At 66.4% G+C, this 14628-nt stretch carries 14 protein-coding genes; 10 read left to right on the top strand and 4 right to left on the bottom strand.

What is annotated here, in order from left to right; genetic code table 11:
• Nucleotides 1-6 precede the first annotated feature (6 nt).
• The 4 genes from ubiE to ASF32_RS05810 all read left to right on the top strand — a co-directional run bounded on the left by ubiE (nt 7) and on the right by ASF32_RS05810 (nt 4375).
• Nucleotides 7-780, top strand: coding sequence for a bifunctional demethylmenaquinone methyltransferase/2-methoxy-6-polyprenyl-1,4-benzoquinol methylase UbiE (ubiE, locus tag ASF32_RS05830; protein ID WP_056258230.1), 774 nt, complete (start codon nt 7-9; stop codon nt 778-780).
• 211 nt (nt 781-991) lie between these two features.
• Nucleotides 992-2548, top strand: coding sequence for a 2-polyprenylphenol 6-hydroxylase (gene ubiB, locus ASF32_RS05820; RefSeq protein WP_056424785.1), 1557 nt, complete (start codon nt 992-994; stop codon nt 2546-2548).
• 100 nt (nt 2549-2648) lie between these two features.
• The gene (locus ASF32_RS05815; protein ID WP_056424781.1) at nt 2649-3920 is read left to right on the top strand and encodes a phosphopantothenoylcysteine decarboxylase; all 1272 of its coding nucleotides are present in this window, start codon (nt 2649-2651) and stop codon (nt 3918-3920) included.
• Nucleotides 3921-4165: 245 nt separating this feature from the next.
• Nucleotides 4166-4375, top strand: a complete 210-nt coding sequence (locus ASF32_RS05810) for a hypothetical protein (RefSeq protein WP_056258007.1) — start codon at nt 4166-4168, stop codon at nt 4373-4375.
• A gap of 22 nt (nt 4376-4397) precedes the next feature.
• On the opposite strand, the gene ASF32_RS05805 is transcribed toward ASF32_RS05810, so the two are convergent.
• Both ASF32_RS05805 and ASF32_RS05800 read right to left on the bottom strand, forming a co-directional pair.
• A complete protein-coding gene (locus tag ASF32_RS05805; RefSeq protein ID WP_056424778.1) occupies nt 4398-4805 on the bottom strand; it encodes a VOC family protein in 408 nt (135 codons plus the stop codon).
• A gap of 53 nt (nt 4806-4858) precedes the next feature.
• On the bottom strand, nt 4859-5491 hold the full coding sequence (locus tag ASF32_RS05800) for a glutathione S-transferase family protein (protein WP_056424775.1): 633 nt from the start codon (nt 5489-5491) through the stop codon (nt 4859-4861).
• A gap of 459 nt (nt 5492-5950) precedes the next feature.
• Here ASF32_RS05800 and rpsT point away from each other — a divergent pair, with 459 nt between their 5' ends.
• The 4 genes from rpsT (at nt 5951) to recF (ending at nt 10907) form a co-directional block, all read left to right on the top strand.
• On the top strand, nt 5951-6217 hold the full coding sequence (gene rpsT / locus ASF32_RS05795; RefSeq protein WP_018042629.1) for a 30S ribosomal protein S20: 267 nt from the start codon (nt 5951-5953) through the stop codon (nt 6215-6217).
• 565 nt (nt 6218-6782) lie between these two features.
• Nucleotides 6783-8294 carry a chromosomal replication initiator protein DnaA gene (dnaA, locus tag ASF32_RS05790; RefSeq protein ID WP_056424989.1) on the top strand — a complete coding sequence of 504 codons (1512 nt, stop codon included), beginning with the start codon at nt 6783-6785 and terminating at the stop codon, nt 8292-8294.
• Nucleotides 8295-8580: 286 nt separating this feature from the next.
• Nucleotides 8581-9702 (top strand): DNA polymerase III subunit beta, encoded by a 1122-nt coding sequence (gene dnaN, locus ASF32_RS05780; RefSeq protein WP_056424765.1) that lies wholly within the window; start codon nt 8581-8583, stop codon nt 9700-9702.
• 41 nt (nt 9703-9743) lie between these two features.
• Nucleotides 9744-10907 (top strand): DNA replication/repair protein RecF, encoded by a 1164-nt coding sequence (gene recF / locus ASF32_RS05775; protein ID WP_056424987.1) that lies wholly within the window; start codon nt 9744-9746, stop codon nt 10905-10907.
• 1 nt (nt 10908) lies between these two features.
• Here the strand turns inward: recF and ASF32_RS05770 are convergent, their stop codons facing one another.
• Together ASF32_RS05770 and ASF32_RS25880 are read right to left on the bottom strand one after the other, a co-directional pair.
• Nucleotides 10909-11535, bottom strand: coding sequence for a disulfide bond formation protein B (locus ASF32_RS05770; protein ID WP_056424762.1), 627 nt, complete (start codon nt 11533-11535; stop codon nt 10909-10911).
• A gap of 10 nt (nt 11536-11545) precedes the next feature.
• Nucleotides 11546-11701 (bottom strand): DUF5993 family protein, encoded by a 156-nt coding sequence (locus tag ASF32_RS25880; protein ID WP_018042624.1) that lies wholly within the window; start codon nt 11699-11701, stop codon nt 11546-11548.
• A gap of 117 nt (nt 11702-11818) precedes the next feature.
• Between ASF32_RS25880 and ASF32_RS05765 the strand changes: the two genes are divergently transcribed.
• On the top strand, nt 11819-12457 hold the full coding sequence (locus ASF32_RS05765; RefSeq protein WP_244478240.1) for a LysE family translocator: 639 nt from the start codon (nt 11819-11821) through the stop codon (nt 12455-12457).
• Nucleotides 12458-12628: 171 nt separating this feature from the next.
• A complete protein-coding gene (gene recQ, locus ASF32_RS05760; RefSeq protein WP_056424759.1) occupies nt 12629-14470 on the top strand; it encodes a DNA helicase RecQ in 1842 nt (613 codons plus the stop codon).
• Nucleotides 14471-14628: the final 158 nt, after the last annotated feature.

Below are 14628 nucleotides of genomic sequence, written 5' to 3'. Positions count from 1 at the left end.
GGTGACATGAGTTCGGCCGAGCGTTCGAAGGACGAGACCAGCACGCATTTCGGGTTCGAGCAGGTTGCGCTCGACGAGAAGCAGGGGCGTGTCGACGACGTGTTCCGCTCCGTGGCGAAACGCTACGACCTGATGAACGACCTGATGTCGGGTGGGCTCCACCGCGCCTGGAAGTCGCATCTCATCTCGATGCTGCGGCCACCACGCAACCGGCCTTTCCACCATCTCGATGTGGCCGGCGGCACCGCCGACATCGCTTTCCGCTGCCTGGAGGCGGGGGGCCCCGAGACCCATGTCACGGTGCTCGACATCAACGAATCGATGCTGCGGGTCGGCGCCGAGCGGGCCGGCCACCGCTATGACGGGCGGATCGATTTCGTCACCGCGAATGCCGAGTCGCTTCCCCTGCCGAACGAGGCGTTCGACGCCTACACCATCGCGTTCGGCATTCGGAACGTGCCCCGGATCGACCTTGCCCTGGCCGAGGCGCGCCGCGTCCTGAAGCCCGGCGGGCGCTTCTTGTGCCTCGAATTCTCCAAGGTAGACCTGCCGGTCCTCGACCGCATCTACGACGCCTATTCGTTCCACGTAATTCCTCGCTTGGGCGCCAGCGTGGCCGGCGACGCGGATTCCTACCGGTATCTCGTGGAATCCATCCGCAAATTCCCGACCCCTGGTCGATTTGCCGGCATGATCGAGGAAGCCGGGTTCAAGCACGTCACCCACCGGCCCCTGTCCGGCGGGATCGTGGCGATCCATTCCGGCTGGAAGATCTCGTGAAACCAGAACGGATCGATCTGCCCGATCTGGTCCTACACAGCTCCCTCATCCTGAGGTGCCGCGATAGCGGCCTCGAAGGAGGCCTCCAGATCGCAGGGCGGCCTCTGGAAACCTCCTTCGAGGCCGCCGCCGAGCGTCGGCTCCTCAGGATGAGGTTCAGTGGTGGGCCGAGTGCTGGTCCTGCCGTGATCACGCACGTCGAAAGCATCCCATGCTAGGCGCCATCGTCTATCTCATCCGTGGTGCCGGGGTCGGCTTTGTGCTGGCGCGCGAAGGCGGGCTGTCGTTCATCGACCCCACTGAGCTGCCGCCGCATCTTCGCCTCGCCCTGAAGCTCGGGCGGATGCTGGAACGGCCGGGCCTCGGTGCAGGGGCGGGTCCGTTGCAGCGCGCTCTGACACGGCTCGGCCCCTCCTACGTCAAGTTCGGCCAGTTCCTGGCGACGCGGCCCGACATCGTCGGCATGAATGCAGCCCTCGATCTCGAGAAGCTGCAGGACCGGGTTCCGCCTTTCCCACAGGAACAGGCGATCCGCGTGGTCGAGGCCGCCTTCGGCAAGCCGGTCCGCGAACTGTTCCTGTCCTTCAGCGAGCCCGTGGCCGCCGCGTCCATCGCCCAGGTCCACAAGGCCCATATCCTCGACGCGAACGGCGTCGAGCGGGTGCTGGCTGTGAAGATCATGCGGCCGGGCGTGCGGGAGCGGTTCCAGCGCGATCTTCAGGTGATGCGGTTCATGGCCCGCGTGGTCCATGCCCTGTCGCCGAAGGCCGAGCGCCTGCGCCCGCGCGACGTGGTCGAGATCCTGGCCCGCTCGGTAATGATGGAGATGGATTTTCGGCTCGAAGCCGCGGCCATGTCCGAGCTGGCGCAGAACACCAAGGACGATGCCGATTTCCGCGTGCCGAAGCCCGAATGGGAGCTGACCGCGCGGGACGTGCTGTCGAGCGAGTGGATCGAGGGCATCCGGCTCAATGATCGCGCCGCCATCGTCGCCGCCGGCCACGACCCCAAGGCCCTCGGCCTCGCGGTCATCCAGTCCTTTCTACGGCAGGCGATTCGCGACGGCTTCTTCCACGCCGACATGCATCCCGGAAACCTGTTCGTGGATGCGAGCGGCACGCTGGTGGCGGTCGATTTCGGCATCATGGGCCGGCTCGGGATCATGGAGCGGCGCTTCCTCGCGGAGATCCTGCTCGGCTTCATCCTGCGCGACTACAAGCGCGTGGCGCAGGTGCATTTCGAGGCGGGCTACGTGCCGGCCCACCATTCGGTGGAGGATTTCGCCCAGGCCATCCGCGCCATCGGCGAGCCGATCCACCAGCGACGGGCCGACGAGATCTCGATGGCCAAGGTGCTGACCCTGCTCTTCGACATCACCGCCCTGTTCGACATGAGCACGCGCACCGAACTGGTGATGCTGCAGAAGACCATGGTGGTGGTGGAGGGCGTCGCCCGCTCCCTGGACCCGCAGCTCGACATGTGGACCGGGGCGGAGCCGGTGGTCCGCTCGTGGATCGCGCGCAATCTCGGACCTCTCGGGCGAATCGAGGGTGCGGGACGTGCGGCCCTGACCTTGTCCGACGTCGTCACCGACCTGCCCGATCTCGCCCAGCGCCTGCGCCGGATTCTCGTGCGTCTCGACGAGAGCGGAACCGGCGACCGCAAGGCGCTGGAGAGCATCGCCCGCAAGGAGCGTCGCCGGGCGCTCTGGTCCACGGCGGCGCTCTGGGCCATCGCGGTAGGCGCGCTGGTGATGGCGTTCCGGTAAGGGCCGGGTGAACGGGATGGCGCGGACACCGCTGTTCGTGGCCGCCATGCCAAATCCGTTCGCTGTGGACGATCACGAAGAGCGGGAGTAGCCCTTCATCATGACCCTCCCCCTCCAGAACCGACGCATCCTGCTCGTCATCGGCGGCGGTATCGCCGCCTACAAGTCGCTGGATCTGATCCGCCGCCTCCGCGAGCGCGGGGCGCGGGTGCGTCCGCTGCTCACGGCGGGGGCACAGGAATTCGTGACCCCCCTCGCCGCTGCCGCCCTGGCCGGAGAGCGCGCCCATACCGACCTATTCGACCGGGCGGAGGAGGCCGATATCGGCCACATCAAGCTGGCACGCGATGCGGATGCCATCGTGGTGGCACCCGCCACCGCCAACCTGATGGCACGGATGGCGAGCGGAGACGCTTCGGACCTCGCCTCCACGGTTCTCCTGGCGACGACCCTCCCGATCCTGATCGCTCCGGCGATGAATGTCCGCATGTGGCAGCATCCGGCGACGCGTCGGAATCTCGCGACCCTGAAGGGCGACGGTGTCCGGGTGGTCGGACCCAATGACGGCGCCATGGCGGAAGCGGAGTTCGGTCCAGGCCGCCTCGCGGAGCCCTTGGAGATCGCGAATGCGGTCGAGGCCATGCTCGGTGAAATCTCGAAGGCATCCTCGGCGGCGACCGGGGGATTTGGATTTCTGGCCGGTCGTTCGCCGCAGAAGCCTCTCGCGGGCCGGCGCGTGCTCGTGACGTCCGGACCGACGCATGAACCGATCGACCCGGTGCGCTACCTCGCCAACCGCTCATCGGGGCGACAGGGCCATGCCATCGCCGCCGCTGCCGCAGAAGCGGGCGCGGAGGTCACGCTGATCTCCGGTCCCGTTTCCATCGCCGATCCGAAGGGCGTCACGATGGTGCGTGTGGAGACCGCGCGGGAGATGCTGGCGGCGGTAGAGGCCGCCCTCCCCGCCGACCTCGCCATCTTCGCCGCGGCGGTGGGGGATTGGCGCCCGGCGCAGGATCACGCGTCCAAGATCAAGAAGGACGGGGCGGCCGTGCCGCCCCTCTCGCTCGTCGAGAATCCGGACATTCTCGCTACCATCGCCCAGCGCAGTAAAGGACGCCCGAGGCTGGTGGTCGGCTTTGCCGCCGAAACAGATTCGGTGATCGCTCATGCCTGGGCGAAGATCGCCCGCAAGGGCTGCGATCTGCTCGTCGCCAACGATGTCTCCGCCGAGGGCGGTGTCATGGGCGGCACCGCCAACACCATCCATTTGCTCGACCGGGATGGGGGTCTGGAGACATGGCCGACCCTCGACAAGGACGAGGTCGGGCGACGACTGGTGGAGCGCTTCGCCGCGCGGCTCGCATCGTGATGCGGATCAATCCCGCGGATGCCACGTTAAGGCTTGACGAACCCTTCGCACCGCATCATGTGGGCGCAACCGCCGTTGCCCGGCATATGCTCGGCTCGGTGGATCACAGGAACTTTCGAACCCAATGCCCAGCGACAGTAGTCGATGGACCGCGCCGACTTCGGCCGACAGCGTGTTGAGCGCCTGATCGCTTGATCGGGTTCACCCGCGATCGGCCCTGACGGCCGGTCGAACGAGGTGAGCCCATGACCTTCCAGACCCTTGCTTTCCGCCGTGCCCGCTCGCGCGCCGCTTCGCCCTCCCGCGACAACAGCGTGGCGTTGATCCTTCTCGTGATGATGACCCTGGTCTTCGCACCCGTCATCGGCATGCATCTGGTGGCGGCCTTCGCCCCCTCCTCGCTTCCTTCGACGATGATGACGCGCTCGACCGGCACGGCGATACCGCCGGGCTGAGCCCGGCGGCCGGATGCACGTCTCAGGATTGCGGCGGAATGGCTGCCGGATCCATATGCATCAGCTCCCAGACGTGGCCATCCGGATCCTGGAACGAGCAGCCATACATGAAGCCGTAATCCATGTTCGGCTTCCAAGGCTTGGCCCCGGCCGCCAGCGCCTTGGCCAGGGTATCGTCGACCTCCTGACGTGATTCGCAGGAGAGACAAGTCAGCACTTCGGTGGCCTTCGATGCATCGCAGATGTCGCCGGTGATGAAGTCACGGAAGCGCGCTTCCGTCAGCAGCATCACGAAAATGCTGTCCGACACCACCATGCAGGCCGCACTCTCATCGGTGAACGCCGGATTGAACGTGAAGCCCAGGGCGTCGAAGAACGTCTTCGAGGCTTCGAGATCCTTCACCGGCAGATTGACGAAGATCATCCGCATGTCTGTGGCTCCTTCTCATGAAACCGATGTGCATGGTGGGTCGCGAACAGTGATCAGTCCGCTTCCTGCTGCTTGGCCGCGAGGGCGGATTCGTCGGCCGTGATCTTGCGGAAGGAGGGGCGATCCTTGATCCGGGCCACGTAGGCGACGATCACGGGTTCTTCCGGGACGAGTTTGAAGGCGGTCATCCAGCCGAGTGCGGCACCCCAAAGGATGTCGGCGGCGCTGAATCGCTCGCCCAGAAGATACGGTCCCTTCGACAGGCCCGCGACGATGCTGTCGAGAACCGCGTCGAAGCTGCCATAGGGCGACATCGCCATCGGGCCCGGTTCTCTTTCGAGCGCGCGGTCGATCACCGCCGGCTCGAAGCACGACCCGTAGAGGATCATCCAGCGAAGATAGGGACCGCGCAGCGGGTCCCCGACCGGCGGCGCGAGGCCTTTCTCGGCGAATTCGTCGGCGAGATAGAGATAGATCGCGGCCTGCTCGGTGATGACCGCATCCCCGTGCCGGATGGCGGGGACCTTGCCCAGGGGATTGATCGCCAGATAGGCGGGCTCGCGATGCTCCCCCGCCCTCATATTGAGGACGTGCAGGCGATAGGGCACCTCGAGCTCGTCCAGCAGGATTCGGACGCCAGACGAGCGCGTGTTGGGTGAATGATAGAGCGTGATGTCGGAGGTCATCTATTCCGTTTCGCGTGCGAATCGTGGAAGGCCACTTTCTCCGAAGCCCGGTCCCGGTCAAACGTCGTCTCATCGTCGAGCGAAAAAAGACAGTCGCCCGATGATCGTGTCGGGAACGACAGGGCTGTGTCGGGGCGCCCCGTTCAACTGTCGAGGCCGCGGATAACCTGTTCGTAGTCCGATACAATACTTGTTGTCAGCCGATTGGTTTGTTCGGTCGGCGTCATTCAGTGCGGAATGTCGATGGCCCGACCGAGGGTTCGGCAGCATCGGCGGTACGGACATTCGCGCCTGTCGCGTTGACGGAATGCCGGGGCGTGTCTATAGAGCGCGCTTCGCCGACAGGCCGCACTCACGCAGCCCGTCGGCTTCGCCATTGCCCGAACAACCTTCGCGCGTAGACCGACACACCAAGCCCGCGGGCTCGTCGGCATCGCCCTACATGAACGAGGATGCCCCATGGCCAACACCGTGTCGGCCAAGAAAATGACCCGCAAGATCGCGAAGCGGACCGCTGTGAACCGCTCGCGCCGCAGCCGTATGCGTACCTTCCTCCGCAAGGTCGAAGAGGCGATTTCCGGCGGCGACCAGTCCGTTGCGCTGACCGCCCTGCGGGCAGCCGAGCCCGAGATCATGCGGGCCGCTCAGCACGGCATCGTTCATAAGAACAACGCCTCCCGGAAGGTTTCGCGCCTCGCGGCGCGGGTCAAGGCTCTCGCAGCCTGATCCCTTCCTTCCTTGGATGACGCGAAAGAAGCCCGGCCTCAGTGCCGGGCTTCTTTCGTTTCAGGCCGTGTTTTCCCGCCTCTGTCCCAATGCATCCGCCGTGCGAACCCGCCGGATGTTTCGTCGCGGCTGACTGCCATCGCTCATCGTCCGGTGGGCTGTTGGTCGCTCCAATCCGAGTCGAATCGTTAACCCTACTTGCGAATCTGCCGTGTTGCGGAGTCTAGGGGGGCTGTGTAGATTAATGATGTCTCGCCAAAAGCGGGAAAATTCACACTTAATTCAAACCTATCCGAATCGTCCGCAAGGTTTCGGGCGGCTCAGGACTCGGTGCGGATCAGCGAGACTCTCAGGGCACCTCATACTGCTTTCCCCGCAACCCCCGTTGTTAGGAGAACCGTAGCTTATTGTTGATAGGGTCTTCTCATCGGCAAAAGCCTGCGGTGGAGGTGTTGACTCCGCCGGATCTCTATGGGTTCCGCGAATTCCTTGCGGGGCGTGAAGTCAGTCCAGTGTGCGTACGTTCCGGGCGGCGGCTTCCGCCCTCGGCGCGAGGAGAGCGATGATGCATGTCGACGGTAGCGTGGCGGGTAACGCCGAGACCGGCATGAGTGGCGCAGGGGGATCGGACACGGTTGCTGCCTGGGCGCGCGTGAAGCGGCGCCTGCGGGCGGAACTGGGCGAAGACGTCTTTGCCAGCTGGTTCGCGCGTCTCGAATTGGTGGAGGTGGTCTCCGGGACCGCCCGCCTCAGCGTGCCGACCCGGTTCCTCAAGAGCTGGATCGAATCCCATTATCTCGACCGTGTCCTGGCCACGTTCCGCAGCGAGGTAGAGACCGTCTCGCTCATCGAGGTGGGCGTGCGCGGTGCCGGTGCTCCCCCACGCGTCGTTTCGGGTGCGGTCAAGTCCTCGGCTCCCGCGAGTCCCCTCGCCCGTCTCCAGGCCGCCAGCAGCGCGCAGCCCTCATCCGGCGAGATGAGCTTCCCGGCCGAGGCGGAATCCTCCTCTCAGGCGCGCGGCGAAGCCTCCGGCGACCTCAACGGCGCGCCCCTCGACAATCGCCTCACCTTCGCGAGCTTCGTCGTCGGGCGATCCAATGCACTGGCACACGCCGCAGCCGAGCGCGTGGCCCGTCATGACGGCCAGGGTGCCCTCTACAATCCGCTCTATTTCCATGCCGGCGTCGGCCTGGGTAAGACCCACCTTCTCCACGGCATCGGCCACGCCGCGCGCGAATCCGGCCGCCGGGTGATCTACCTCACCGCCGACCGCTTCATGTACGGCTTCGTCAACGCGCTGAAGACCCAAAGTGCGCTCGCCTTCAAGGAGAAGCTGCGCGCCATCGATCTCCTCATCCTCGATGACGTCCAGTTCATTCAGGGCAAGTCGATCCAGGCTGAATTCGGGCACACGATCAACTCGCTCATCGATGCGGGCCGTCAGGTCGTCGTGGCCTCGGATCGTCCGCCCACCGAGCTCGAAGCCCTGGAAGAGCGGGTGCGGTCGCGCCTGGCCGGCGGCCTCGTGGTCGAGATCGGCACGCTGGACGAGCAGCTGCGCATGTCGATCCTGTCCGCACGGCTGGCCGCTGTGCGGGTGGCGCATCCGAATTTCGAGGTGTCGCCCACCGTCGCCACCTATGTCGCCCGTGCGATCACCGCCAATGGCCGCGATCTCGAAGGCGCCGTGAACCGGCTTCTCGCCCATGCCACGCTCACCGGCACCGCCGTGACCATGGAGACGGCGGAGACGGCGATCCGGGACCTCGTGAAGAACCGCGAGCCGAAGCGCATCAAGATCGAGGACATTCAGAAACTGGTCGCCTCGCGCTACAACGTCTCGCGTTCGGACATCCTGTCGGAGCGGCGGACCGCCGCCGTGGTCAAGCCGCGCCAGATCGCGATGTACCTCTCCAAGGTGCTGACCCTGCGGTCGCTGCCCGAGATCGGCCGCCGCTTTGGAGGGCGCGACCACACCACCGTGCTCCACGCGGTCCGCAAGATCGATAAGCTGATCGGCGAGGACAATGTGCTGAACGACGAGGTCGAGCTCCTCAAGCGGATGCTGCAGGACTGAAAGCCTGGACGAGGCGAAGCCGCATGAGCAGCTTCGCCTCGAGCTCGAGCGAAAGCTCCGGTTCGCGGTCACCGGCATTGCCGACCGAGGGCGTCGAAGAAAGCCGGGGCAAGCGCTCGGAGCGGTTGCCCTGGAGGACGTCTCTTCCGCATTGCCCTGGATAGAGCGTTTCGCGCTCTTGCGTTCGGACAGGGCCTTCGCCAAGTTCACCGGCCAAGCCGCCGGCTCCATCCGTCATCGTTTTCGGGGTCGGCGACGTTTTTCCGACTGACCACGAGTTGTTGCGATGAAAGTCACTGTCGAGCGCGCGGCCCTCCTTCGATCGCTCGGCCACGTGCATCGTGTGGTTGAGCGGCGCAATACGATTCCGATCCTCTCCAATGTGCTCCTGCGCAGCGGAACCGACGGATTGGAGTTGAAGGCGACCGATCTCGACATCGAGGTGACGGAATCCGTGCCGGCCGACATCGTCGATCCGGGCGCCACCACGGTGCCCGCCCATGTGATCTACGACATCGTACGCAAGCTCCCCGACGGGGCGCAGGTCTCGCTGGAGACCAGCGGCGAGACCGGGCAGATGACGATCCGCTCCGGCCGCTCGCGCTTCTCCCTCGGTGCCCTGCCCGAGGGCGACTTCCCCGATCTCGCCGCCGGCGAACTCGGCACCAGCTTCGCCATCGGCGCGAGCGACCTCAAGCGTCTCATCGAGAAGACCCAGTTCGCCATCTCCACGGAAGAGACGCGGTACTACCTCAACGGGATCTACCTCCACACGATCGATGTCGACGGCGCCCTCAAGATGCGTGCGGTCGCCACCGACGGCCATCGCCTCGCCCGCGTCGAGATCGACGCCCCCGAGGGCAGCCGTGGCATGCCGGGCATCATCGTGCCGCGTAAGGCCGTGGCGGAGATTCAGAAGCTGGTGGAGGATGGCGGCGAGACCGTCGAGATCGACCTGTCGCCGGCCAAGATCCGCTTCCGCTTCGCCAGCGGCGTGACGCTGATCTCCAAGCTCATCGACGGCACCTTCCCCGACTACCAGCGGGTGATCCCGTCGGGGAACGACAAGTTTCTCACGGTGCAGCGCGACGAGTTCGCCCGTGCGGTCGACCGTGTCTCGACGATCTCGTCCGAGCGCGGCCGCGCGGTGAAGCTCGCCGTGCAGGAGGGCCGCCTCGCCCTCTCCGTCAACAACCCGGATTCCGGCAGTGCCACGGAAGAGCTCGACGTCGATTACGAGGCCTCCGCCCTCGATATCGGCTTCAACGCTCGCTACCTTCTCGACATCACGAGCCAGCTCGAGGGCGACACGGCTCTGTTCAAGCTCGCCGATCCCGGCTCGCCGACCCTGATCCAGGACCGCGAGGGCGCCTCGGCGCTGTATGTGCTGATGCCGATGCGGGTGTGATCGAGGTCGTTTCGCCGATTACCCCAGAAAGTTCGGGCATCGTGGATCCATCCACCGACGAACCGTCCGTCGTCGGTCTGCGCCTCACCCGTGTCATCTGCCGCGACTTCCGCAACCATGCCGATCTCGACCTCGCCGTCGGGAGCCGCTTCGTCGCGCTCGTCGGAGAGAACGGGGCGGGGAAGACCAACCTCCTCGAATCGATTTCGCTCTTCTCCCCCGGCCGTGGCCTGCGGCGCGCGGACCTATCAAGCATGGCGCGCAATGCCGGCTCCGGCGGGTTCGCGGTCTCCCTCGCGCTCAAACAGGGCGAGGAGGAACATCGCATCGGCACGGGCTTCGAGCCCGCCGTGGGCGACGGCCGGGCCACGCGTCTGTGCCGGATCGACGGCGAGACGGTAGGTTCCCCCGTTGCCTTCTCCGAGTTCTTGAGGGTGGTCTGGCTGACGCCGGATCTCGACGGGTTGTTTCGCGGCCCCGCCGGCGACCGCCGCCGCTTCCTCGACCGTCTGGTCCTTGCCGTCGACGCGACGCACGGCGCCAGGGTGAACGCGCTGGAGCGGGCACTTCGATCACGCAACCGCCTGCTCGAAGAACGGCCCAGCGACGGGCAATGGCTCGATGCGGTCGAGCGCGAAGTCGCCGAACTCGGCGTCGCTGTGGCGTTGGCGCGGCGCGAGACCGCCGAGCGGCTGGATCGTCTCATCGCCGAGACCCGCGACGACGCGCAGCCCTTTCCATGGGCGGGGCTGAGGCTGGAAGGCGACCTAGACGATCTCGTGGCCGTCTGGCCGGCCCTGGAGGCGGAGGACCGGTTCCGCGCCGCCCTGCGCCAGGGCCGCCACCGCGACCGTGCCGCCGGGCGCACCCTGGTCGGCCCGCAGGCTACCGACCTCGTTGTCCGCCACGGACCGAAGGACGTGGCCGCCGCGACCGCTTCGACAGGTGAGCAGAAGGCGCTGCTCATCGGCCTCGTCCTGGCCCATGCGCGCCTGGTTCAGGCCATGTGCGGCATCGCCCCCGTCATCCTGCTCGACGAGGTCGCGGCGCATCTCGATCCGCGGCGGCGGGCGGGCCTGTTCGATGCCTTGGCCGCCCTGCAGGGGCAGGTCTGGATGACCGGCGCCGATCCGGCGCTGTTTGCCGAGCTGGACGGCCGGGCCGACATGGTTTCGGTGTCCGACGGGCGTATCGTGCCCGCCTGAATCACCGCGCGATCAGCCGCTCGAACATCTCGTAATTTACCGGATTGTCGGGACACAGGCCGAATCCGCATTCTGCGAAGGTCGAGCCGGCATTGGCCAGCGCCACGACGAGGAACAGCAGGACCACGGAAAGACCGAGCGCCCCGGCCCGGGTGCCGGGGAGAACCGTCGGCGCCGTTCCGGTGGGCTGCCCGAGGACCGAGACCGTCTCCGAGCGCGACACGGCGGCCTCAGGAGTGAACTGCCGATCCCACAGGCACAGGATCGCGACGGCCACGATGATGCCGGTGAAGGCGATGAGCGCCCAAACATAGAAATGGAAGCCGAACAGATCCGAGCCATAGGTCCCGGTTCCGGGGATGATGTGCAAAGCCGTCTGACGGGCGGAGACCGCGCCTCCCACCACGGCGCTCAGGATGACGATGGCATAATGTGACGGTCTCGGCCGGTCGCAGATATTGAGGACGAGCCCCAGGCCGACTGCCGTGAAAGCGGCGCGCTGGAGCACGCAGAGCGGGCACGGCAATTCTCCGAGGACGATCTGAAACCAGAACGCCACGAGCAGGATGAGGCTGCAGCCGAGGAGTCCCGCTGCGTTCAGCGCGCGGGCGAGGGACGATGCGGACATTCCGGGGCCTTCAGAAGACGAGCGGCAGGGCGTCGGTGGCGTGCTCGCGGAACAATGCCAGCAGCACGCCCAGGGACAGGCCCCAGAGCAGCAAGGCCAGGCCGCGTCTCCCGGCGATCGCCGCCCCCGTGGCGCCAGCGAAACCGAGGAAGGGAAGGACCATCATGGGATAAACTCGCCGGTCTTTCATCGGCCCGCGATGACGACCCGCTGACCCTTGCCCAATCTGAGCAGACATCTCCTTTCGGGTGACTTAAGATGTGAAGTCTTGGTATGCCCTGTATTGCAACTGTCGACCGGAGCAGGCGTCATTCACATCGCGCATCTTGTCGTCTTTGCCGCCATCTATGCCGCCGCCGTAGCCTCCCCCGGCCCCGGCATCGCAGCCCTGGTGGCGCGTGTCCTGGCCGAGGGCACCCGCGGCATCGGTGCCTTCGTCGCGGGCTTCATTGTCGGCGACCTGATATGGTTCGCGGTAGCGGCCGGTGGATTCGCCCTGGTGGCGCAGACCTTCGCGCCGCTCCTCGTCGCCCTGAAATATGCCGGCGCGGTCTATCTCGCTGTCCTGGCCTTCAAAGCCTGGACATCCCGGGTCGGCGTGATCGACGCGGAGCCTCTTCGTGACGAGGGAGCCTTGCGTCTGTTCGCGGGCGGCCTCGCCATCACCCTGGGCAACCCGAAGGTGATCCTGTTCTTCCTGGCCCTGCTGCCGACGGTGGTCGATCTCGACCGGATCGATGCTCTGGGGCTGGTGGAACTTGGCGCCACCATCGTTCTCGTCCTCGGCATCGTCCTCTCCGGTTACGTCCTGGCGGCCGAACGAGCCCGGCGCGTGATGACCTCCGCCAGGGCGCGGCGACTGCTCAACCGTGGAGCCGGAACGCTCATGGCCGGTGCCGCCGTGGCGATCGCATCCCGCTGACACGTTCGCGATCGAGGCGAGGCGGCGATCCCGACGATTGACCTTGGAGCCCGAGGCCGTCAAAGCCACCATCCTGGCAAATGACGGCCGCGACGGCGGCATTGCCGTGCCGAGGATGGCCGGCGCGACGTCCGCCTGCCGCCCTTCCCTGACCGCGATGACGGGCCCTGCATGACCGACCGCCTCGACGAAGCTCGACGCGCCCTCAAGAAGACCTTCGGCTACGACGATTTCCGGCCCGGACAGGACGAGGTGATCGGTGCCGTCCTCGATGGGACAGACGTGTTCGCGGTGATGCCGACGGGCTCGGGCAAGTCGATGACCTATCAGCTGCCGGCCCTGGTCGAATCCTCACTCACGGTGGTCGTGTCGCCGCTGATCGCCCTGATGCACGATCAGGTCCAGCAGATGATCGGTTTCGGCGTCGAAGCAGCGACCCTGAACTCATCGGTGGCGGAGGCGACGTCGCGGGAGACCTGGCGCAAGATCCGCAGCGGCGATCTGCGGCTCCTCTTCGTCTCGCCTGAGCGGCTGATGATGGAAGGGCTGATGGATGCCCTGCGCGGGGCCGGCGTGCGGCGGCTGGCCGTGGACGAGGCTCATTGCGTCTCGCAATGGGGGCATGATTTCCGCCCGGAATACCGCGATCTCTCCAAGGCGCGTGAGGCGTTGGGGAATGTCCAGACCGTGGCGCTCACCGCCACCGCCGACAAGGCGACGCGGGCCGACATCACCGAGCGGCTGTTTCCGGCCGGCCGCGACCTGAAGGCCTTCGTGCATTCCTTCGACCGGCCGAACATCCGGCTGACCTTCACGCCGAAGGACAACCCGACCCGCCAGATCGAGCGCTTCCTGCGCCACCGCCGCTCCGAGAGCGGGATCATTTACTGCTCGTCGAGGAAGCGCACGGAGCAGCTCGCGGAGGTGCTCGCCAAGGATGGGTTCAACGCCCTCCCCTACCATGCCGGCCTCGACCAGGGCACGCGCATGAAGAACCAGGACACGTTCCTGCAGGAGGATGGGGTGGTGATGACCGCCACCGTCGCCTTCGGCATGGGCATCAACAAGCCGGACGTCCGCTTCGTCTGCCACGCCGACATGCCCTCCAATGTCGAGGGCTACTATCAGGAGATCGGCCGCGCCGGTCGCGATGGCCTGCCCGCCGATACGCTCACGATCTACGGCCTCGACGACATGTCCCTGCGCCGACGGCAGATCGACGAGAAGGACGTGCCGGACGAGCGCCGCCGGGTCGAGCGGCGCAAGCTGGAGGCAATGATCGCGCTTTGCGAGGGTGCGACCTGCCGGCGGCAATCGCTGCTCGGCTATTTCGGCGAGGCGAGCGAGCCCTGCGGGCGTTGCGACCTCTGCCGCAGCGGCATCTCGCTCATCGACGCCACCGTGCCGGCGCAGAAGCTGCTCTCGGCCATCGTCCGTACGGGGCAGCGTTTCGGCGCCGCCTATGTCTGCGACGTCGTCCACGGCAAGGAGACCGACACGATCAGGCGCAACGGCCATACGGCGCTGAAGACCTTCGGCGTCGGTGCCGACAAGCCGCTCCCGGCATGGCGGGCAATGCTGCGCCAGCTCTTTGCAGCCGGGGCCGTGGCGGAGAACGATGACGGGTTCGGCGGGCTCTCCCTGACCGAGAAGGGCGAAGCCATCCTGTTCGGCCGCGAAGCGATCCAGATGCGGCCGGACCCGGAGCCGAAGGTGGCCGAGCCGCGTGACCGGAAGCGCAGCGGCGCGGCGCGCGAGGATGCGACCCTCGATCTCGATCCGGCGACGGAAGCTTTGTTCCAGCATCTCAGAGGCCTGCGTGCCACCATCGCCCGCGGCGAAGGCATCGCCGCCTTCATGGTCTTTCCCGACCGCACGCTGATCGAGATGGCCAAGGCCAAGCCCGTCGACCTCTACGCCTTGCGGACGGTGCACGGAGTCGGTGAGCGCAAGCGCGACGCCTATGGCGACCGCTTCGTCACCGCCATCGCGGAATACCTTGCGCACGGCTAGCGCTGGGCCCGAGCATGTTGGGCCGGGACAAAGCTCCAGCCCCTTGTTGTGCCGCGCTCTTTTCCGCCGAACTGGCATCCACGTCGGCGGAGAGCGCTCTCGACCGACACAGCCTGATGCGGTTTCGCACTCGTATCGTGCCGGCCAGTTCGTGTAGG

Source organism: Methylobacterium sp. Leaf91 (assembly GCF_001422815.1).
In the GTDB taxonomy this organism is placed as follows: Bacteria; Pseudomonadota; Alphaproteobacteria; order Rhizobiales; family Beijerinckiaceae; genus Methylobacterium.
The sequence above is the reverse complement of the archived record's forward strand: the minus strand, read 5'-3'. Positions and strand labels throughout refer to the sequence as shown.